Source organism: Streptomyces sp. NPDC037083 (assembly GCF_055606485.1).
Genome location: NZ_JBVJSQ010000002.1, coordinates 687,877 through 707,328, shown reverse-complemented (window position 1 = coordinate 707,328; position 19,452 = coordinate 687,877). Strand labels below are relative to the sequence as shown.

The 19,452-nt window shown below is 70.5% G+C and carries 21 protein-coding genes and 1 tRNA gene; 13 read left to right on the top strand and 9 right to left on the bottom strand.

The features are described from left to right. Positions 1 to 8: 8 nt before the first annotated feature. Together ACZ7DE_RS07845 and ACZ7DE_RS07840 are read left to right on the top strand one after the other, a co-directional pair. Positions 9 to 335 (top strand): antibiotic biosynthesis monooxygenase family protein, encoded by a 327-nt coding sequence (locus ACZ7DE_RS07845; protein ID WP_470758831.1) that lies wholly within the window; start codon positions 9 to 11, stop codon positions 333 to 335. Positions 336 to 382: 47 nt separating this feature from the next. Further along, entirely contained in the window at positions 383 to 1,309 is a 927-nt protein-coding gene (locus ACZ7DE_RS07840) for an NADP-dependent oxidoreductase (protein ID WP_470758830.1), read from the top strand. A gap of 229 nt (positions 1,310 to 1,538) precedes the next feature. Here ACZ7DE_RS07840 and ACZ7DE_RS07835 read toward each other — a convergent pair whose 3' ends face one another. The 7 genes from ACZ7DE_RS07835 to ACZ7DE_RS07805 all read right to left on the bottom strand — a co-directional run bounded on the left by ACZ7DE_RS07835 (position 1,539) and on the right by ACZ7DE_RS07805 (position 8,885). After that, positions 1,539 to 2,540, bottom strand: coding sequence for a Gfo/Idh/MocA family protein (locus tag ACZ7DE_RS07835; protein ID WP_470758829.1), 1,002 nt, complete (start codon positions 2,538 to 2,540; stop codon positions 1,539 to 1,541). Then, positions 2,537 to 3,946, bottom strand: coding sequence for an NDP-hexose 2,3-dehydratase family protein (locus ACZ7DE_RS07830; protein WP_470758828.1), 1,410 nt, complete (start codon positions 3,944 to 3,946; stop codon positions 2,537 to 2,539). The genes ACZ7DE_RS07835 and ACZ7DE_RS07830 overlap by 4 nt, the downstream gene beginning before the upstream one ends. Next, positions 3,943 to 5,250 carry a lipopolysaccharide biosynthesis protein RfbH gene (gene rfbH, locus ACZ7DE_RS07825; RefSeq protein ID WP_470758827.1) on the bottom strand — a complete coding sequence of 436 codons (1,308 nt, stop codon included), beginning with the start codon at positions 5,248 to 5,250 and terminating at the stop codon, positions 3,943 to 3,945. Before rfbH ends, ACZ7DE_RS07830 begins: the two co-directional genes overlap by 4 nt. A 4-nt stretch (positions 5,251 to 5,254) precedes the next feature. Continuing rightward, positions 5,255 to 6,187 carry an NAD-dependent epimerase/dehydratase family protein gene (locus ACZ7DE_RS07820; protein WP_470758826.1) on the bottom strand — a complete coding sequence of 311 codons (933 nt, stop codon included), beginning with the start codon at positions 6,185 to 6,187 and terminating at the stop codon, positions 5,255 to 5,257. After that, positions 6,184 to 7,164 (bottom strand): dTDP-glucose 4,6-dehydratase, encoded by a 981-nt coding sequence (gene rfbB, locus ACZ7DE_RS07815; protein WP_470758825.1) that lies wholly within the window; start codon positions 7,162 to 7,164, stop codon positions 6,184 to 6,186. Before rfbB ends, ACZ7DE_RS07820 begins: the two co-directional genes overlap by 4 nt. Beyond that, the gene (locus ACZ7DE_RS07810) at positions 7,161 to 8,228 is read right to left on the bottom strand and encodes a glucose-1-phosphate thymidylyltransferase (protein WP_470758824.1); all 1,068 of its coding nucleotides are present in this window, start codon (positions 8,226 to 8,228) and stop codon (positions 7,161 to 7,163) included. The genes rfbB and ACZ7DE_RS07810 overlap by 4 nt, the downstream gene beginning before the upstream one ends. Before the next feature lie 96 nt (positions 8,229 to 8,324). Beyond that, positions 8,325 to 8,885 (bottom strand): dTDP-4-dehydrorhamnose 3,5-epimerase family protein, encoded by a 561-nt coding sequence (locus tag ACZ7DE_RS07805; protein WP_470758995.1) that lies wholly within the window; start codon positions 8,883 to 8,885, stop codon positions 8,325 to 8,327. A gap of 196 nt (positions 8,886 to 9,081) precedes the next feature. Between ACZ7DE_RS07805 and ACZ7DE_RS07800 the strand changes: the two genes are divergently transcribed. The 4 genes from ACZ7DE_RS07800 to ACZ7DE_RS07785 all read left to right on the top strand — a co-directional run bounded on the left by ACZ7DE_RS07800 (position 9,082) and on the right by ACZ7DE_RS07785 (position 12,776). Continuing rightward, complete coding sequence (locus tag ACZ7DE_RS07800) at positions 9,082 to 9,498, top strand: ester cyclase (protein ID WP_470758823.1); 417 nt, start codon at positions 9,082 to 9,084, stop codon at positions 9,496 to 9,498. 146 nt (positions 9,499 to 9,644) lie between these two features. After that, positions 9,645 to 10,877, top strand: coding sequence for a methionine adenosyltransferase (gene metK, locus ACZ7DE_RS07795; RefSeq protein ID WP_470758822.1), 1,233 nt, complete (start codon positions 9,645 to 9,647; stop codon positions 10,875 to 10,877). Position 10,878: 1 nt separating this feature from the next. Then, complete coding sequence (locus tag ACZ7DE_RS07790; protein WP_470758821.1) at positions 10,879 to 12,507, top strand: acyl-CoA carboxylase subunit beta; 1,629 nt, start codon at positions 10,879 to 10,881, stop codon at positions 12,505 to 12,507. Further along, on the top strand, positions 12,504 to 12,776 hold the full coding sequence (locus tag ACZ7DE_RS07785) for an acyl-CoA carboxylase subunit epsilon (protein WP_470758820.1): 273 nt from the start codon (positions 12,504 to 12,506) through the stop codon (positions 12,774 to 12,776). The genes ACZ7DE_RS07790 and ACZ7DE_RS07785 overlap by 4 nt, the downstream gene beginning before the upstream one ends. Before the next feature lie 122 nt (positions 12,777 to 12,898). On the opposite strand, the gene ACZ7DE_RS07780 is transcribed toward ACZ7DE_RS07785, so the two are convergent. After that, positions 12,899 to 13,483, bottom strand: a complete 585-nt coding sequence (locus ACZ7DE_RS07780) for a helix-turn-helix domain-containing protein (RefSeq protein WP_470758819.1) — start codon at positions 13,481 to 13,483, stop codon at positions 12,899 to 12,901. Positions 13,484 to 13,587: 104 nt separating this feature from the next. Between ACZ7DE_RS07780 and ACZ7DE_RS07775 the strand changes: the two genes are divergently transcribed. The 6 genes from ACZ7DE_RS07775 (at position 13,588) to ACZ7DE_RS07750 (ending at position 17,270) form a co-directional block, all read left to right on the top strand. Beyond that, on the top strand, positions 13,588 to 13,824 hold the full coding sequence (locus ACZ7DE_RS07775; RefSeq protein ID WP_470758818.1) for a DUF6059 family protein: 237 nt from the start codon (positions 13,588 to 13,590) through the stop codon (positions 13,822 to 13,824). Between the two features lie 267 nt (positions 13,825 to 14,091). After that, positions 14,092 to 14,388, top strand: coding sequence for a hypothetical protein (locus tag ACZ7DE_RS07770; protein WP_470758817.1), 297 nt, complete (start codon positions 14,092 to 14,094; stop codon positions 14,386 to 14,388). Positions 14,389 to 14,468: 80 nt separating this feature from the next. After that, a complete protein-coding gene (locus ACZ7DE_RS07765; RefSeq protein ID WP_470758816.1) occupies positions 14,469 to 14,795 on the top strand; it encodes a hypothetical protein in 327 nt (108 codons plus the stop codon). Positions 14,796 to 14,950: 155 nt separating this feature from the next. Continuing rightward, on the top strand, positions 14,951 to 15,403 hold the full coding sequence (locus ACZ7DE_RS07760) for a hypothetical protein (protein ID WP_470758815.1): 453 nt from the start codon (positions 14,951 to 14,953) through the stop codon (positions 15,401 to 15,403). 1,110 nt (positions 15,404 to 16,513) lie between these two features. Further along, entirely contained in the window at positions 16,514 to 16,843 is a 330-nt protein-coding gene (locus tag ACZ7DE_RS07755) for a hypothetical protein (protein ID WP_470758814.1), read from the top strand. 49 nt (positions 16,844 to 16,892) lie between these two features. Then, entirely contained in the window at positions 16,893 to 17,270 is a 378-nt protein-coding gene (locus tag ACZ7DE_RS07750; RefSeq protein ID WP_470758813.1) for a hypothetical protein, read from the top strand. Between the two features lie 179 nt (positions 17,271 to 17,449). On the opposite strand, the gene ACZ7DE_RS07745 is transcribed toward ACZ7DE_RS07750, so the two are convergent. Further along, positions 17,450 to 17,522 (bottom strand) — tRNA-Arg (locus tag ACZ7DE_RS07745). Positions 17,523 to 17,842: 320 nt separating this feature from the next. Between ACZ7DE_RS07745 and ACZ7DE_RS07740 the strand changes: the two genes are divergently transcribed. Continuing rightward, positions 17,843 to 19,450, top strand: a complete 1,608-nt coding sequence (locus ACZ7DE_RS07740) for a dynamin family protein (protein ID WP_470758812.1) — start codon at positions 17,843 to 17,845, stop codon at positions 19,448 to 19,450. Positions 19,451 to 19,452 lie beyond the last annotated feature (2 nt).

Below are 19,452 nucleotides of genomic sequence, written 5' to 3'. Positions count from 1 at the left end.
GAGCAGACATGACCAGCGCCACCATCGCGCCGGAGAAGTACTTCACCACCGTCAACATCTTCCACACGACCCCGGAGAACCAGGACCAGCTGACCGAGGTGCTGCTGAAGGGCATGCCCCTGTTGGACCTGCAGCCCGGGTTCGTGGCCACGAGCCTGCACCGAAGCCACGACGGCGGCCGTGTCATCGCCTACGTCCAGTGGGAGTCGAAGGAGGCCTTCGAGGCGATGCGGGCCCGCCCGGACGCCCAGGGTCATTTCGCCTCCGTCGGACAGCTCGTCACCTCTGTCGACGCGATCCCCTGCCGCGTCGCCTACACCCACGAACAGCCCTGAGACGCGCGCTTGCGCACTCTCCCGTACCCATTCACCAAGGAGTCTCGATGCGAGCAGTGACCATCACGTCCTTCGGAGGCCCGGACGCCCTGACGGTCGCCGATCTTCCGGTGCCCGAGCCCGGGGACGGCGAGGTACGCGTCCGCGTGCTCGCCGCCGCCGTCCACCCGCTGGACGTCGTGGCGCGGTCCGGCTTCCTCGGCCCGATGCTGCCGGCAGGGCCCCGCTACGTCCTCGGCGCCGACGTCGTCGGCACCGTCGACGCGGTGGCCGCGGACGTGAGCGGGTTCTCCGTCGGCCAGCGGGTGGTGGGCATGTCCAACTGGCCCGACACCAAGCGGGGCACGCAGAGCGAGTACGTGGTGCTGCCCGCCGACGTGCTCGCCCTCGCGCCGGCCACGTCCGACCCGGCCGCCACGGCCACCCTCCCGCTCAACGCGCTGACCGCCCTGCAGGGCCTCGACCTGCTGGCCCTCCCGGCAGGCTCGACCCTCGCCGTGACGGGCGCCGCGGGCGGGGTCGGCGGGTTCGCCCTGGAACTGGCCCGTCTGCGAGGCCTGAAGACCGTCGGTGCGGCGGGTCCGAACGACGAGTCCTTCGTCACCGACCGGGGCGCGACGTTCGTCGCGCGCTCCCAGGACGTGGCGGCCGCCGTCCGCTCGGTGGTTCCCGAGGGGGTCGACGGGCTTCTGGACGCGGCGGCAATAGGCGCCCCGGCGCTGGGCGCGGTCCGTGACGGCGGCGCCTACACCGGCGTCACTCCGCCGTTCCCGCCGCCCGGTGAGCGCGGCATCCGCACCGCTGTCGTCCTGGCCCGCGGCATCGGCGAGCAGCTCGCCGAACTGGTCGCCCTCGTGGAGAAGGGCGAGCTGACCCTGCGCACACCGCGGACCTTCGCCTTCGAGCGGGCCGGCGAGGCCCACGGAGCGCTGGCCGCCGGCGGGACGCGCGGCGGCGTGGTGCTGGTCCCCTGACTCCCCCGACTCGGCGCCCGACGCCGAACGCCGTGGGCCCCGGGCACAGCGCCCGGGGCCCACGGCGTTCGGGCGGCGCGTGGGTCGCAGCCTCTACGGCCGGCCCTCGCCGACGGGCGCACCGGATGTCTCGGCCGACCCGTTGCCCGAACCGCGTGGGCCCTCCGCGCGGGGTCGGCAGGGCGGGGGCGCGGAGGGCGGCGGCCGGGGACGGTCCGGGCGACGACCGTCACGGTCCACGGCGTCCGGCGCCGAAACCGTCATCGGCGCCGGACGCGGCGCGGCGGACGCGCTCCAGGAGCTCGGCCTGGTCGAGACAGGACTGATCCGGGCCGGTGCCGTTGCGTACCGCGTCCACGAAGGCCCTGACGGTGTTGGCCACCTGGTCGTCCGGGTCCAGCCGGATCTCCTCGACCCCCGAGCCGCGGTGCAGGAGGATCTGCGGAGGCCGGTCGACCGGCGGGGTGAAGGCCCGCTGCACGGTGATGCGCCCACCGCTGCCCCACAGTTCATAGCTGTTGGCGTAGGCGTGCTCCAGCCCGAACGAGAGCTGGGCGCCGACCTCTTCGGCGGAGGCCAGCAGGACCGCCCCCGAGGTGTCGACCGAGCGCCCGGCGCCCGCGAACAGACGGGCGCCCACGACGTCGAGGCCGCGACCGAGGAAGTGCAGCGCGGCCCGCAGCGGGTAGACGCCCACGTCCCAGAGCGCGCCGCCGCCGAGGGCGGCGTCGTAGCGGATGTCGTCCTCGGCGCGGGCGGGCACCGCGAAGGAGGACTGGAAGAACCACAGGCGGCCGATCGCCCCGTCCGCCACCAGCCGGCGCACGGCCTCGTGCTGCCGGTGGTGGACGAACATGACGTTCTCCATCAGGGCCAGTCCCCGCTCGCGGGCGAGGGCGACCAGAGCCCGGGTGCGGGCCTCCTCGGTGGTGAGGGGCTTCTCGGCGAGCACATGCAGGCCGGCCCGCAGCGCCGCCTCCACCCAACGGGCGTGCAGCGCCGCGGGCAGCGGCACATACACCGCCTCCACCTCTCCCAGCTCCAGCAACCGGCGGTAGCCGACAACGGCCCGGCAGCCGAACCGTTCCGCCGTCAGACCGGCCTTGCGGCCGTCCCGGCTCGCCACGGCGACGAGTTCCACCTGCGGGGAGGCGGCGAAGGCCGGCAGCATCCGGCGCACCGCGATGTCCGCACAGCCGAGGACGCCCAGGCGCAGCGCCCGGCCGGTCACGGGGCGATGCCCCCGACCGTGTTCAGGCAGGCCAGCAGGGTGCGTGCCTGCACGTTGACGTAATGGCCGTGCCGGACCAGTGAGCGCAGCTGGCCGGGCGTCACCCAGGCGAAGCCCGGCGGCGCCTCGGCGGGAGCCTGCTCCTCGTCCGCCTCGACCACCAGGTACCGGCTCTCGGCGGCCAGGAACCTGCCGCCCTCCTCGGAGTGCACCGCCGCGTAGCGGATCCGTGCGGCGTCCGCTTCCAGCACCTGGTCCAGGAACGGCGGCCGGTGCTCGGAGGGCAGATGCGCGTAGTTGTCCACCGTGCACTGGACGGTGGGACCCAGCTCGACCGTGTCGAGGAAGCCGCCCTCGACCCGGGCGCGCGCCAGGACGTGCGGGACCCCGTCGAAGTCACGGGTCAGGAAGGCCGTCACGCCGCGCCCCACGGGCTCGATCAGGGGCTGGGCCCAACTCTTCACCTCACGGTTCCCCGCCGTGACCGAGACGCCCACCACACGGAAGTACCGGCCGTCCGCCCGCTCGACGGTCCCTTCGTTGCGCCGCCAGCCGTCGAGGGCGCCCAGGGGCGTGAGGCGGGCGTTCACCGAGTAGCGGGCTCGTTCGCCCGTGATCCAGGACAGCAGTTCGGTGTCCGTGAACCGGGCGCGGCCGTGCCTGTCGGGCAGCGGAAGGCAGGACAGCACCGTGCGCGAGTCCATGTTCACGACGTCGTCCCGGCACATCAGTTCCCCGATCTGCCCCAGCGTCAGCCAGCAGAAGTCGTCGTGCGGCGGCACGTCGCCGGTGGCCTCGACGATCATGTTGCGGTTCGACTTCCGGAAGAACCACGAACCGTGCTCGGACTGCAGGACGTCGGCGATGACCCGATGCCGGTCCGGCCGGACGAAGTGCTCCAGATACGGCACGTCCGCGCCGCGGTGCACCTTGGTGTAGTTGCTGCGGGTGGCCTGCACGGTGGGGGAGAGCTGCAGGAGGTTCGGGTTGCCGGGCTCCATCTTGGCCTGCATGAGGCAGTGCAGGACTCCGCCGAAGTCCTTGACCAGGATGCCCAGGATGCCGACCTCGGGCTGCCGGATGACGGGCTGCTGCCACGAGGGCGGCACGTCCGCGGGCAGTCCGCTCCCGTCCGCGGACACCGTGACGTCCAGTCCCTCCACCGAGAAGAACCGCCCGGTGTGGTGGACGAGGTTCTGCGTGCCCGCGGCGAACGACCAGCCGTCCAGTGCGGTGAGGGGGACACGGTCCACCCTGAACGCGTGGGCGGCGCGGAGCTCGGCCAGCCATGGGCCGAACCGTCCGGTCGGCATCAGGGCGCCGTCCGTGGCGGCGGCCGAGCGGCTCAGCCGTTCGGCCGCCGCGTCCTGCCGGCGGCTCGGCACGGTGACCGTGGCCGCGGTCATGACCGGGCCGCCGTGAACTCCGCGATCGAGGACACCATGTAGTCGGTCATCTCGTCGGTCAGTCCCGGGTAGACCCCGATCCAGAAGGTGCGGTCGGTGACGACGTCGCTGTTGGCGAGCCCGCCGACCACACGGTGCGGCTGGTCCACGTAGGCGGGGTGGCGGGTGAGGTTGCCGGCGAAGAGCCGACGGGTGCCGATCTTGCGTGACTCCAGGAAGTCCACGAGCTCGGCCCGGGTGTAGGCCGCCTCGTCCGTGACGGTCAGGGCGAATCCGAACCAGCTCGGCTCGGACCGCTCGGTGGCCCTGGGAAGCAGCAGGCCGGGCAGCCCGTCCAACCCCTCGCGCAGCCGGGACCAGTTCCGCCTGCGCGCGGCGATGAACTCGTCGAGCCTGCTCAACTGGCTGAGCCCGAGGGCGGCCTGGAGGTCGGTGGCCTTCAGGTTGTAACCGACGTGCGAGAAGATGTACTTGTGGTCGTACCCGGCTGGCAGCGTGCCCATCTGGTACTTGAACCGCTTCAGGCACCGGTCGTTCTCGCCCGGCTCGCACCAGCAGTCGCGCCCCCAGTCGCGCAGCGACTCCACGACGCGCGCCAGCGTCAGGTCCGAGGTCAGCACGCAGCCGCCCTCGCCCATCGTGAGGTGGTGCGCCGGGTAGAAGCTGACGGTCGTCATCTCGCCGAAGGTGCCGGTGAGCCTGCCGTCGTAGAGCGCTCCGATCGCGTCGCAGTTGTCCTCGATGAGGAACAGGTCGTGCCGGGCGCACAGTTCGGCGATCTCGGCGACCTCGAAGGGGTTGCCCAGCGCATGGGCCAGGACGACGGCACGGGTACGGGGGCCGACGGCCTCGGCGACCCGCTCCGCTGTGGTGTTGTACGTGCCGAGCTCCACGTCGACGAAGACGGGCACCAGCCCGTTCTGCAGGATGGGGTTCACCGTCGTCGGGAACCCCGCGGCGACTGTGATCACCTCGTCGCCGGGGAGCAGCCGCCGGTCCTCCAGACGCGGCGAGGTGAGCGCCGACACCGCCAGCAGGTTGGCGGACGAGCCGGAGTTGGTCAGGTGCGCCTTGCGCCGTTTGAGCCTGCGGGCGAACGCGGACTCGAACCTGCGCGCGCTGGGGCCGGCGGCGATGTTCATGTTCAGCGCGGCCTCGACCAGCGCGACCCGGTCCGACTCCTCCAGCACGGCTCCCGACGGCCAGATCTCGGTGACACCCGGGACGAACCCGCCGGCGCCGTTCGCCCGCTCCTGGTGGTACTTGCGTGTCGCGTCCAGGACGAGGTCCTTGTGATCGCTCACCTGTTCATCCTCTCCAGCTTGGGTCCATGAGGGGCGAGTCCTGCGGGGACAGCAGATGGCCGAGCATCTCGTCCAGGCCTCGTCGGGGCCGCCAGCCGAGGAGGCGGTGGGCGAGCTCGATGTCGAGCAGCTGCCAGTCGGCCGCCGTGGCCCGGCCGCCACCGGGCGCCTCGACCACGGTCAGCGGGACGCCGCCGAGCGCGACGGCCCGGTCCACCAGCGCCCGCATGTGCACGGCGCGTCCCGCACCCACGTTGATCACGCGTCCGGCCACGGCGGCCTGCGGCGCGCAGGCCGCGACGACCGCGTCCGCCACGTCCCGTGCGTCGACGACGTCCCGGTGGGCCCGCAACGGCGACACCCGCAGGGCAGGCGGCGTCCGGCCCGCGGCGCGCGCTCGCCCGGCCTCGCGCACACTCGACGCGACCAGCCCGAAGAGACTGCCCCGGGGCGCTCCCGCACCGCACACGTTGGCCACGCGCAGCACGGTCGCGTCCAGCTGCCGGCGGTCCACGGCGTCCAGCACCGCGCGGGTGGCCTCCAGCTTCGTTCGGCCGTACGGGGTGACGGGACGCGGCGGGTGGCTCTCCGCCATCGCCGTGCCCTGCTCGGCCGTCCCGTATTCGTGCACGCTGCCCAGCTGCACGAGGCGTGGCCGACGGCCAGTCAGGTGCAGCGCTTCGAGCACGTTCCGCACCAGGCGCACGTTCCCCTGGGCCATGTCCCGCGCGTCGGCCTGCCAGGCCCGGCCCGCCGCGTTGACCACCGCGTCCGCCTCGTCGAACACGGCGGCCAGGGCCTGCGGAGCGCTCCGCAGGAGATCCAAGGGCCTCGGTCCTGCGCGGGCGACGGCATGTACCGGACGGCCCGCGTCCCGCAGGGCCGCACAGATGTGCCGTCCGAGGAAGCCGGTGGCTCCGAGCACCACGACGGTCATGCGGGGGCCTGCCGGTACTTGGAGCCCTTCCACCAGTCGGGGTGGTCGCGATACCAGGCGACCACCGCGGCCAGGCCGCGGTCGAAGTCGACCTGGGGAACGTAGCCGAGTTCGGACCGGATCTTGCTCTCGTCGATGGAGTACCGCAGGTCATGACCCTTGCGGTCGGGAACCCGGCGGATCATCGAGGAGTCCGCGCCGCAGAGCGCGAGCAGCCTGCTGGTGATGTCGATGTTGGTCTGCTCGTTGCCGCCGCCGACGTTGTAGACCTCACCGGCCCTGCCGCGTGCCAGCACCAGGTGCAGGGCCCGGCAGTGATCGTCGACGTGCAGCCACTCCCGGATGTTCATCCCGTCGCCGTACAGCGGCACCGGGATGCCCTCCAGCAGGTTGGTGATGAACAGCGGGATCAGCTTCTCGGGGTGCTGGTGCGGCCCGTAGTTGTTGGAGCAGCGGGTGATCGAGATGTCCAGCCCGTGCGTCTTCCAGTAGGAGCGCGCGACCAGGTCCGAGGCGGCCTTGGAGGCGGCGTACGGGGTGTTCGGCTGGAGCGGCCACTCCTCGGTCCAGGAGCCCTCGGCGATCGATCCGTACACCTCGTCGGTGGAGACGTGCACGACACGCTCCACGCCGGTGCGCCGGCATGCCTCCAACAGGCACTGCGTACCGCCCACGTTGGTGTGCACGAACGCGGCGGACGCCTCGATCGACCGGTCGACGTGGGACTCGGCGGCGAAGTGCAGCACCGCGTCGTGCCCGGGCAGCACGTCCAGCAGCAGCGGCAGATCGCACACGTCGCCCCGTACAAACTCCAGACGCGGGTGCCGGGCCGGGAGGTTGTCGCGGCTGCCGGCGTACGTGAGCTTGTCCAGGACGGTGACGTCGACGGCCGCGCTGTCGGGCAGTTCGCCGTTCAGCACCGCACGGACGTACGCCGAGCCGATGAACCCGGCTCCGCCGGTCACGAACAGTCTCATCCCGTCACCTCGATCCGGCAGTGGTCGCCGACGACGAGCCGGTGCTGCGCCGGGTCCTGGGCGCCGAGGGAGATCCTGGCCTCCCGGCCGATGAGGGAGCCGCTCAGCCGGCGCACTCCGGTGATCACCGCTCCGTCCAGCGCGATCGACGCGTCGAGCCGGGTCCACCGCACGACGCACCCGCTGCCCAGGCAGGTGTAGGGGCCCACGGCGCTGTCCTCGACCACCGTGCCGGGGCCGATGATCGTCGGACCCTCCACGAGGGAACGCACGACGCGCGCGCCTTCCTCGACGACGACGGGCCCCTTGATCACGCTGGCGTCGTCCACCTCGCCCGAGATCCGGCTCTCGACGCCTTCGAGCAGAACCCGGTTGCATTCGAGGACGTCCTCCACGTGTCCGACGTCCTTCCAGTAGCCGCTGTACTGCGTGGCCTCGACGGGCGCTCCGTGATCGACGAGCCACTGGATGGCGTCGGTGATCTCCAGCTCTCCGCGCGGGCTGGGGGCGATCGCGGCAACCGCTTCGTGAATGGCCGGAGTGAAGAAGTAGACGCCGATCAGGGCCAGATCACTGCGCGGATTCTGCGGCTTTTCCACGAGGTTCTCCACCCGGCCCGCGGAATCGAGTTCGACGACTCCGAACGCGCTGGGATCGGCCACCTTGTGCACGACGACATGTGCGGCCGGCCGGTTTTCCGTGAAGTCGGCGGCCACCTGGCCGATCCCGGCCGGCAGCATGTTGTCGCCCAGATACATCACGAAGTCGTCCTCGCCCAGAAATTCCCGCGCCAGCCGGACGCAGTGGGCGAGGCCGAGCGGACTCTCCTGGCGCAGATAGGTGATGCGCACACCCGATCGCGCGCCGTCGCCGACCGCACGTCTGACGTCCGCCGCCCGGTCGCCCACGATGACGCCGACGTCGGTGACACCCAGATCGCGGATATTGGCCAGGACGTGTTCGAGCACCGGTTTGTTGGCCACGGGTATGAGCTGTTTGGGCATGGAATGGCTGAACGGTCGTAGGCGGGTACCGGAACCGCCCGACAGCACCAGAGCCTTCATGGAGGCATCCCCTCAGGTGGACTGCTACCCGGTGTGATGACTTGGACCATCGGGGACGGCTCTGAAGAAGCGCTCATGTGCCGGTGTTGACGCAGATCACCCCGAAAGGATCCCGGAGTCGAGCGCCTCCTTCAGGCTCTGCGCCGACGCGTCCTTGTCCGACAGCACCGGCGGCTCGTCGAACCCCCAGGGCAGCGCCAGCGCGGGATCCAGCGGATCGACGTCGATCTGGGTGCCCGGCACGTACACGCTGGACAGCACGTAGCAGACACAGCTGTCGTCGGCCAGGGTCAGGAAGCCGTGCCCGACCCCTTCCGGCACGTAGACCGCCCGGCCCGACGCGGCGTCCAGGGTGTTGACCGCGTGGGCGCCGAAGGCGGGCGAGCCCGGCCGCAGATCCACGACGATGTCCCGTACCGCCCCGCGGACACAGGTGACGTACTTCGCCTGACCGGGCGGGGAGGCGACGCTGTGGATTCCGCGCAGCGTATTTCGCCGAGACGTCGAGCAGTTGACCTGGAGCGGACGAAAAGCGTGACCGAGAACGTCCTCCAGCAGATCGACGCGCAGCGATTCGAAGAAATTTCCCCGTGGGTCCGGATGAATCTCCGGGGTGATCACATAGGCCCCGGGAACGGAAAGCTCGTCAAAACGCATATAGGAACCCCTCGATGACGGCACAACCGGGTTCTGTGAAACGCCCACAGGCTAAGCGGCGGGCGTTGAGCGCGGCAACGACCTCCCGTTCCCCTTCAGTCGTTCTCCAGAGTCTCTGTATGCGGCGCCGCTGACATGGTTTTCGGCATCCACGATCCGTGGCATGTTCCAGCGCCCACGAGCACGGAGTGAATCGATGACGAGCACAGCCGAGGCCAACAAGGCCGTCATTCTGCGCCTGTACGAAGAGGCCGTGAACCGGGCCGATTTCGAGGTCGCCGACGAGATCACGGCGCCTGACGCCGTGATGCACAACGCCCTTTACTCGGGACGGACGGGCCCGGAGGTGATCAAGTCGACCTGGGAGTCCCTCCACGAGTCCTTCAGCGACCTGCGCTTCGAGATCGAGGGCATCGTCGCCGACGGCGACTCGGTGGCGGTGCGAGGGGTGACCACGGGGCGGCACACCGGCACCTTCCGCGGCCACGCGCCGACGGGCAGGAGCGTCTCCCAGCGCGCCCACATCTTCTACGGGCTCAAGGGCGGCCGGATCACCGAGGTCTGGCCGCTGGTGGACCACATGGGACTGCAGCAGCAGATCACCGGAGCCTGACGCGGGCGCGACGGGGTCCGGCAGGTCCGGCCCGAGAGCCGGGTCGAAGGCCCTCGTCCCCTCGGGGCGCGTTCGTACGCCGGCCCGGCCCCCGTCACCCCTTCCCGCCGCTTCGCCCCCAGTCCGCTCCGTTACAGGAGGTACGCGTGTCTCGACGTCTTTTCACCTCGGAGTCCGTGACCGAGGGACATCCCGACAAGATCGCCGACCAGATCAGCGACACGATCCTCGACGCGCTCCTGCGCGAGGACCAGGCTTCCCGCGTCGCAGTGGAGACCCTCATCACGACCGGGCAGGTGCATGTGGCGGGCGAGGTGACCACCACCGCTTACGCCCCGATCGCCCAGTTGGTGCGGGACAAGATCCTGGAGATCGGTTACGACTCCTCCGCGAAGGGGTTCGACGGGGCGTCCTGCGGCGTGTCGGTGTCGATCGGCGCCCAGTCGCCGGACATCGCCCAGGGCGTCGACAGCGCGTACGAGGCGCGCGTCGGCGCCGAGGCGGACGACGGCTCCGCCGGAGCAGTGGACGATCTCTCCCTCCAGGGGGCCGGCGACCAGGGGCTGATGTTCGGCTACGCGTGCGACGAGACGCCCGAGCTGATGCCGCTGCCCGTTCACCTCGCGCACCGCCTGGCGCGCCGCCTGTCCGAGGTGCGCAGGAGCGGTGCCGTCCCGTATCTGCGGCCGGACGGCAAGACCCAGGTCACCGTCGAGTACCTGGGGAGCAGGCCGGTCCGTCTCGACACGGTGGTGGTCTCCTCCCAGCACGCGGCCGACGTCGACGTGAACGCGCTGCTCGTCCCGGACGTCCGGGAGCACGTCGTCGAGCACGTGCTCGACGAACTGCAGGAAGAGGGCGTCAAGCTCGAGGTGGACGGCTACCGCCTGCTGGTCAACCCGACCGGCCGCTTCGAGATCGGCGGTCCGATGGGAGACGCCGGTCTCACCGGCCGCAAGATCATCATCGACACCTACGGCGGCATGGCCCGCCACGGTGGTGGCGCGTTCTCCGGCAAGGACCCCTCCAAGGTGGACCGTTCGGCGGCGTACGCGATGCGCTGGGTGGCGAAGAACGTGGTGGCCGCGGGCCTCGCGACGCGCTGTGAGGTGCAGGTCGCCTACGCCATCGGCAAGGCGGAACCCGTCGGCCTGTTCGTGGAGACCTTCGGGACCGCGACGGTGGCGCAGGAGGTCATCGAGCGCGCCATCCGCGAGGTCTTCGACCTGCGCCCGGCCGCCGTCATCCGGGACCTGGACCTGCTGCGCCCGATCTACGCGCAGACCGCCGCCTACGGCCACTTCGGCAGGGAGCTGCCGGACTTCACCTGGGAGCGCACGGACCGCGTCGACGGCCTGCGCCGGGCCGCGGGGGTCTGACATGGCTCTCACCGAGCACCTGCAGACCGGCGCTCCCGTCCCGGCACACCGACGGGCGGACCGGGACGACGGGCCGGCGCCCTCGCAGCGCCGTCTCGCGGAGGAACTGGCGCAGCGGCGCGGCGAGGTGCTGCGCGGCCCCGGCACCCAGGCCACCGACGCCCAGCATGCCAAGGGAAAGCTGACCGCACGGGAGCGCCTGCAACTGCTCTTCGACGGCGGCGACTTCACCGAGGTGGAGCCCTTCCGCCGGCACCGGGCCAGCGGGTTCGGCCTGGAGGACAAGCGGCCCTACACCGACGGCGTGGTCATCGGATGGGGTCTGGTCGACGGCCGCCCGGTGTTCGCCTATGCCCATGACTTCCGCATCTTCGGCGGAGCGCTCGGCGAGGCGCACGCCCAGAAGATCCACAAGATCCTCGACATGGCGGAGGCGGCCGGCGCGCCTGTGGTCGGACTGTGCGACGGAGCCGGGGCCCGCATCCAGGAAGGCGTCACGGCACTGGCCGGCTACGGCGGCATCTTCCAGCGCAACGTGCGCAACTCGGGTGTGATCCCGCAGATCAGCGTCATCCTCGGGCCGTGCGCCGGTGGCGCGGCCTACTCTCCGGCCCTGACCGACTTCGTGTTCATGGTGCGTGGCACCTCGCAGATGTTCATCACGGGACCCGACGTCGTCCAGGCGGTGACCGGCGAGCAGGTGACCCACGAGGAGCTGGGCGGCGCGCAGGTGCACGCGTCCCTGTCCGGGGTCGCCGCGTTCGTCTACGACGACGAGGAGTCCTGCCTGGAGGAGGTGCGCTACCTGCTGTCGTTGCTTCCCTCCAACAACCGTGACCTGCCTCCCGAGCAGCCGACCGACGATCCGCCGGACCGTTCCTGCGAGGCGCTCACGGACCTGGTCCCGGCGGACGCGAGCGTCTCGTACGACATGCGCAGGGTCATCGAGGAGATCGTGGACGACGGCGACCACCTGGAGGTGCACGAGGCTTGGGCACCCAACGTCGTGTGCTGCCTGGCCAGGCTGGGGGGCCGTGTCGTCGGCGTCGTGGCAAACCAGCCGTGCAGTACGGCGGGGGTCCTCGACATAGGCGCCTCCGAGAAGGCGGCCCGCTTCGTTCAGATGTGCGACTCGTTCAACATTCCCCTGGTCACGCTCGTGGACGTGCCGGGCTTCCTGCCCGGCGTGGACCAGGAGCACGGCGGAGTGATCCGTCACGGGGCGAAACTGCTCTACGCCTACTGCAATGCGACCGTGCCGAGGATCTCGGTCGTCCTGCGCAAGGCGTACGGCGGCGCGTACATCGTCATGGACTCACGGTCGATCGGGGCCGATCTCGCCCTGGCCTGGCCCACGAACGAGATCGCGGTGATGGGCGCCGAAGGCGCCGCCAATGTGATCTTCCGCAGGGAGATAGCGGCCGCCGACGACCCGGAGAAGGTGCGCAGGGCACGGGTCGAGGAGTACCAGCGGGAGCTGATGCACCCGTACTACGCGGCCGAGCGGGGCCTCGTCGACGACGTCATCGACCCCGCGGACACCCGGCGCAGGCTAATCGACGCACTGTCGGTGCTGCGTTCCAAGAGCGCTCCGGTGCCCACCCGCAAGCACGGGAACCAGCCGCAGTGAGCGTCGGCGAACCGGTCGGTGAGGCGCTGCGGATCGTGCGGGGACGGCCGACTCCGGAGGAACTGGCCGCCGTTTCGGCGGTGTTGTACGCCCTTGCGGCACAGCGCCGTGAGCGATGGGAGGAGCAGGCCGAGCGGGAGGAGCGGGAGTACTGGGAGCTGGTCGCCGCCGAGCACCCGTCGTCCCGGTCGCGCCTGCGGCGTCTTCGCAGAGCCGCGCGCCCCTGGACCGCGATCCCCTTTCCGACGTGGCGCGCATGGCGGGGCTGAGCCGGCCCTGGGCGGGGTGCGCCGCCGCCCGCCCGGGCTGGAAGAATGGCCGGCGGACGGGTCCGCAGCTGCTGTCTTCAGCTGCGGACCCGTCCCTCCGGCGGAGCCCGGCCGGCGCGGTGCTACTTCACCGGGCGCGGAAACGCGTGGACGTGCAAGCGCAGGGCCAGGTCGTCCGCGGGCTTGTCCGCCTCCTTCTCGCGGTAGCTCTCGATCAGGTCGTGGATCTTCCCTTCCAGCTCACGCGCGTCCGCGGGCGAGAGCCTCAGTGTGAAGTTGCTGATGTCCCAGCTGCCGTTCCACTCGGCAGGCATGTCCTCCATGGAGCGCAGCCAGGCCGAGAGTTCCTTGGTGTGGTTGTGGGCGGCCTCGTGGATGTGAAGGCCGAGCGCACCGCGGACGGCGCGGTCGGGGTGATGCACGAAGTCCTCGATGTTGTCCGCCCGCACGCCCTTGTTCGTGGCCTCCCAGAAGCGGTCGCGGCCGGTGCCGCGCTCGGTGTTCTCCTTGATGAATCCGTGTTCGGCGAGCTGGCGCAGGTGGTAGCTCGCCGTGCCGCTCGTCTCGCCGAGCCGGCTCGCGAGCTGTGTCGCCGTGGCCGGTCCGCCCTCCCGCAGCGCGGCGATGAGCCGCACCCGCAGGGGGTGGGCCAGCGCCATGAGGGCTCGGGGGTCGTGGGACGAGGAAGTGCGTTCCGTGTTCTCCATGTGTCTCACCGTACAACAGCAGAGACATCTCTGCAAAGAAACCTCGGCAAAATTATCTCGGCAGACATTTGTCTGCCGAGATCTCTCTGCATGGGAGGCACGTCGTGAGAGGTGGAAGAGGGCGCGATGTGCCGGGGCGATGGCTCTGGCGGTTCGTGGGTTGGCTGGCCGGTGCGGGCAGCATGTGGATCGCGGCGGAATGGTGGACCGCGACGCAGCAGGGGCCGCCGGAGGGTCACCCCGAACGACTGCGCACGGACGTCCCGCTCACCCCCGCCGAAAGGGCACTGCGTCGAGGCCTGCCACGCGAACTGCGCCGCGCTCCCGGGCCCTTCCTGTGACAGCGGGCGTCGGCCGCCCCCGGCGACCGGGTGACTGCAAGCCAAAGTCCCCGGAACGGCGAATGGCCCGCCTCGGACGATCCCGTCCGGCATGCTGGAGGCGCTCAGTGTGCTGGACGGCTCGCTGAAATCGGATGTGATGCTGCTGACCGGGCTGACCGCGGAGGAGATCGACGCGGTCGGGGGAATCGAAGAATGAGCGGACCCGGCTCGCTGCGCCCGGCCCGCCCGACGCTGCGCTGCTGACGCGAGGATTTATGCCTCGCGGTGCCGCCGGTCACGGTGCCGCTGGACGAGATCGACCACCCGGTGCTGGCCAAGGCGTCCGAGCAGTTCGCGGACGAGGACGGCAAGCACGAACGCATCCGGTCCGTGGACGATCCAGTGCTGTTCAAGGTCAAGGTGCAGCGATGGCGCGGCGCGGTATGGCTGGACGCCGATCTGCCGTGGCTGGTCGCGGCGGGTCGGCGCGAGGACGGCTCGGGTGATGACTTCTATGCAGCCCTGGAGGCCGACGGCCGCGCCGTCCGGCTCGCTACAACGCGGAACACTCCGACGAGCTGAAGACCGCGACACACACCGCTCACCTCCTGCCCGCACGCGAGGACCATGTCCGGTACCGCGCCGAGGCCGGTGTCCGCTTCGTGCGCCGTCTGCGGGCGACTCTGCTGGACCTGGCGCACGCCACGCTGCGCGACGGCCGTGAGCACACACGCGAGTTCGACACCTTCACCCTTGGCCTCCAGGTGCGTGCGGACGACGGCCACGAGACCTACCTCGCCGTCCGGATCACCGGCTCCGTACCGCCGAACCCGACTGTGCTGATCCTGCGCAACGTCCCTGGCTGCGAGGCTGAGCGCTGGTATCCGGAGTACGCCCTGCCGGAGCGGGACCTGCTCCCGGCCGAACAGGCGTGGTCCAACCTCATGGACCCACGCGCGGCTGCCCAGGTACTGGACGAGGAGCGGTAGCCGGGCATCCACCTCCTGGGGGTGAGCGAACCGCACCGCTTCTGAAACAGCAGCCGCAGACTGGTCCCACGGCCCCGCCGAATTCCCCGGGCGGGGCCCCCATGGTGCCCGGCGTGGCACCATGCCCCTTCAGCACACCGTTCATGGGGGGACACATGCGCACCCGCGCCACCATCGCGCTCACCACCGCCCTGCTCGCCACCCTCGCCGCCTGCTCCTCGTCCAGCGACGACAAAGCCGACACCCCGAACAGCAGCCCCACCATGGCCGCCGAGACGCCGACCACCACCCCGACGGCGCCCGACGCCAACGAACTGGAGCGCGTCGCGGACACGTACGTGAACCTCTACTTCGGAGGGGCCGGCGAGGGCGCGTACGCCTTCCTGTCGAAGCGCTGTCGCGCCAAGGCGGACCCGGCCACGTACGCGGCCACCGTGGAGCAGGCAGCGAAGAATTACGGGCCTGACCATCCGGCGACGGACGTGCACGCCACCGTCTCAGGGGCCATGGGCCGCGTCTCGTACAAGGTGAAGGGCCTGCCGAAGTTCGACCAGCAGGGACAGCCGTGGACGGTTGAGGGCGGCGCCTGGAAGTACGACGCCTGCTGACCCTGCGCCACCCAGGGCACCATCGACCAGCGTCGGCGGTGCCCCTGTCGTGCCCGGCGGATTGCAGCCCTCAAGATCCTGCCGCGCCCGGCCCACCGACGACAGCCCGCCACGACGGCGGGTGCGCCGACGGACAGGGCGGGCCCGTATGTCTCGCTGCACCCCCACCGGCCTCAGCCACGCTGCACGGTTCCGCCGACCAGAGCAAGCCGTGATGGCCGGCACATGCTGACGAGGCCTGAGTCCTTAGCTTGGGAAGCTTGATTTCTCGGTGGGGCTGCTTGGCTGACCTGGGGCGGAGCGGGCGCGGGGCCTGACTGGCCAGCGGCCTGGTCCTCGCCGTTCCCCGTGGTTCCCCGCACCATCTGGCACATGTCCGGCACGGGATCGGCCGTCCGACGAAGAAGCTCAATCGGAGACACGAGGTCTTCCGGCGTTGACGGCGCACACTGCCAGCCCCGCCGGGCGAAGCCAACGCGCAGCGTACGGGCAGACGTTGAGGTCGCGTCACGACGGGACAGAGCCGGGGCCGCTGGCCGAGCGCGGCCCCGATCGCTTCAGCGACGATCCCTCTGATCCTCTCGCCTCGCTGCTGGCCAAGGTCAACAAACAAACACATTTCGACTCCTGGAGATAACGCGGGCGGCGAAGACCGCGACCCCCATGACGAGGAGTGGCGGGAACATGATCGCCACGGCCCCTATGCGCAGGGACGTCGCCGGAGGAACTAACGCTCAGGGCGGAGTCCCCGTCTGCGGCAGCGCAGGCGGGGGCTTGTTGTGGAGTGCTTTGCCTGTAGTACGTAGGTCGGGGAAGCCGGTCACTCCGCCCAGGGAAGCGCTCTGACCTGCGGCTTTCGTGCACTTCTACAGGTGAGGCGGATAGCAAGGGGGAGCCTGCTAAGGGTCCCTCGCGCCGCGCATATGCCGAGCGACGCGTCAGCCACCCTCGATCGGGGGCGTTCAACTGGGTTCATGGGTGGTCGGTCGGGGGAGCGGCTACCGGCTTCGGTCTCGTCTGAACGACCGTGAGCGGTGCTGAATGAGACGGAAACTGAGATGGGCGGCGGGGCCGGGGTCGCTAGCATCGTCGCTGCTGAAAGGGGGAGCGATGGCGCTGGTCCGCAGGGGATCACGACGAATCGTTGTCGACGGCACGGCTTACCGCTGGCGGCTGCGGGGCAGGCCGACGTACTCCCAGGGGCTGGCCTGGTCGCCGTGCACGTTCGCGGTCGAGCATGCGGACACCCCGGGGACGACGCTCGTGGTCACTACCGACCAGCCGCATCCGAGCAACTGGATCGGCCGCGAGGCTGAGCCTGTACTGCCGTCCGCTGTTGCCGCGGCTGTTCGGCTTGCCCTGCGTGTGGGTTGGCCCCCGACGGCTTCTGGCTCCACGTTCCACCTCGACCAGTCCGCCGGCTTCACGCCTTCGCACTGAACGGACCGGAGGTCTGAAACCACCGGTGTTGTACGCGCACGATGTGATCTTGAACGAACACGCACTGGGTCTCAGACCGACTGCCAAGGGTGTGCTCAAGCCCGGTGATCTGCTGTTCCAGGGGGAGACGGGCGGCATTCTCGCCGGCTCGGTCATTCGTCGGGCGTGGCGCAGTGCACGCAAGGCCGTCCTGCCCCCGCACGTCTTCGAGTCGCCCACGGGGAAGCGGGTGTACGACAACCGGCACACGCGCCTCACCAAGTGGCTCAATGACGGGATCCCGCCCGCTCAGGTCGCCGAATGGGCCGGGAACAGCGTGCCGGTCCTGCCGGCCACTTACGCACGGTGTGTCGAGGGGCAGCTGCCTGACCTGAAAAGGCGGCTGGAGGCCGCTGGAGATCTCCCCGAGTCGGCCGACGCAGGCTGACGCTTCTCGCCGAAAACTTCGACACGTATTCGTCCCAGCCACCCGCGAAAACCCGATGACAGCCGGACAGCCCCGGCACTTCCCCATGATCGTCGGGGGAGTGTCCGGGGCTTCGCCGTATCGCGTGAAACATGCTCTGACCAGCAAAAATGCCCTCCCAAAGGGAGGGCGGAGACTTGCGCCCCCGGCAGGACTCGAACCTGCGGCCAAGCGCTTAGAAGGCGCCTGCTCTATCCACTGAGCTACGGGGGCCGGTGTGGTGGCCTCGTACGTGCTGCCCGGGTGTGGGCTGATCCGTGACGCTGCCGGGGACAAGGATAGGGCTCCCGGTTCCTTGTCCTGGTTGCTTCGCCTCCGTGGCTCAATGTGGAGGTTCAGTGAAGCGGTCCTGATAATCGCAGGCAGGTGCGAATCGTGCATCGCTTTTGGCGTCCGGGAACGCGGGTGTTGTGCACTCGTTATGCCTGGGCTGTGCCTCTGTCCCAGTCGCACCTTCCGTCCCTTGTGTTCTATCGGCGCGCAGACATGCCTATATGCTTCATAAATCCCTCAAAATTGGGCATTCTTCGCGTGTGGTGACCTTGGACGTACGGCCTCAGCTGCTCGACGCACTCTCCGCCCTGCGCGACCGTGTCGCCGCCGCACGCTTCCCGCTGCCCCTGGCGGGGGCTCCACGCGCGCGTGCCAACCGCGACGAACTGCTCGCCCAGCTCGACGACTATTTGGTGCCCCGGCTCAGGCAACCCGAAGCGCCGCTGCTGGCGGTGGTGGGCGGGTCCACCGGGGCCGGCAAGTCCACACTCGTCAACTCCCTCGTGGGGCGGCGCGTCAGCGAAGCGGGCGTGCTGCGGCCGACGACACGGACTCCGGTGCTCGTGTGCCACCCGGAGGACCATCACTGGTTCAGCGGCATGCGGGTGCTCCCCGGCCTCACACGCGTGTGGGCGCCCCACCAGGAGGCGACGGAGGACCTGTTGCTGCCCGGCGAGGACGCCAGACGCGTGCTGCGGATCGAGACCACCGACACCCTCCCGCCCGGTCTCGCCCTCCTCGACGCGCCCGACGTCGACTCCCTCGTCGCCGACAACCGTGTCCTCGCCGCCGAACTGATCTGCGCCGCCGACATCTGGGTGATGGTCACGACGGCCGCCCGCTACGCCGACGCCGTGCCCTGGCATCTGCTGCGCACCGCCAAGGAGTACGACGTCATGCTCGTGACCGTCCTCGACCGCGTACCCCACCAGGTCGTATCCGAGGTGTCCCGGCAGTACGGCGCCCTGCTCACCAAGGCCGGGCTGGGTGACGTGCCGCGCTTCACCGTTCCCGAACTGCCCGAGTCCGCGTGGGGCGGCGGGCTGCTGCCGGCCACCGCGGTGGCGGCGCTGCGGACCTGGCTGGTCCATCACACCCAGGACGCCGCCGCCCGCCGTTACGCCCTGGCCCGCACGGCCCACGGCGTCCTCGACTCCCTCAAGGCCCGCATGCCCGAACTGGCCGGTGCGGCCGCCGCGCAGTACGCGGCGGCCGTGCGGCTCACCTCGGCCGTCGAGACGGCGTACGACATCGAGTACACGCGTGTGCGGGGCCGTCTGCAGAGCGGCGCCGTACTCGCCGGCGACGCGCTCAAGCGATGGCGGGCCTTCCCACTGGACTGCACCGCCGGTGAACTCCTCGACGCCCTCTCGGAGAGTCTCTGCGCGCTGCTGTTGTGCGCCGTCACCGCCGCCGACGAGCGCGTCGACGAGGCCTGGCGGCGCGAACCGGCCTCAGCCGCCGAAGAGCTGACGGACCGTGACACGTCGTCGGAGAGCATCGAGCACCGGATCGGCCTGGCCGTACGACGGTGGCGGCGCGAGCTCGACGAGTACGCCGAGGACGAGGTGCGCAGCCTGGAGCGAGGCGGCACGCCGGACCCGGAGGCGGTCGCCGCCCTCGTCGCCACCGCCCTGCTGGGCGGCCGCAGGGCGCGTTCGGCGGGCGAGGGACTCGCCGAACGGATCGGCGCCCACGGGGCGCTGAGGCTGCGCGACCGGTCCGGACGGCTGCTCGCCGAGCACCTCGACCGCGTGATGTACGCGGAGCGCGACCGCCGCCTCGCCCCGCTCGAGGGACTCGAAGTCCACCCCGAACCCCAGGCCGAACTCATCGCCGCGCTGTCCGTACTGCAGAAGGAGAGGTGACC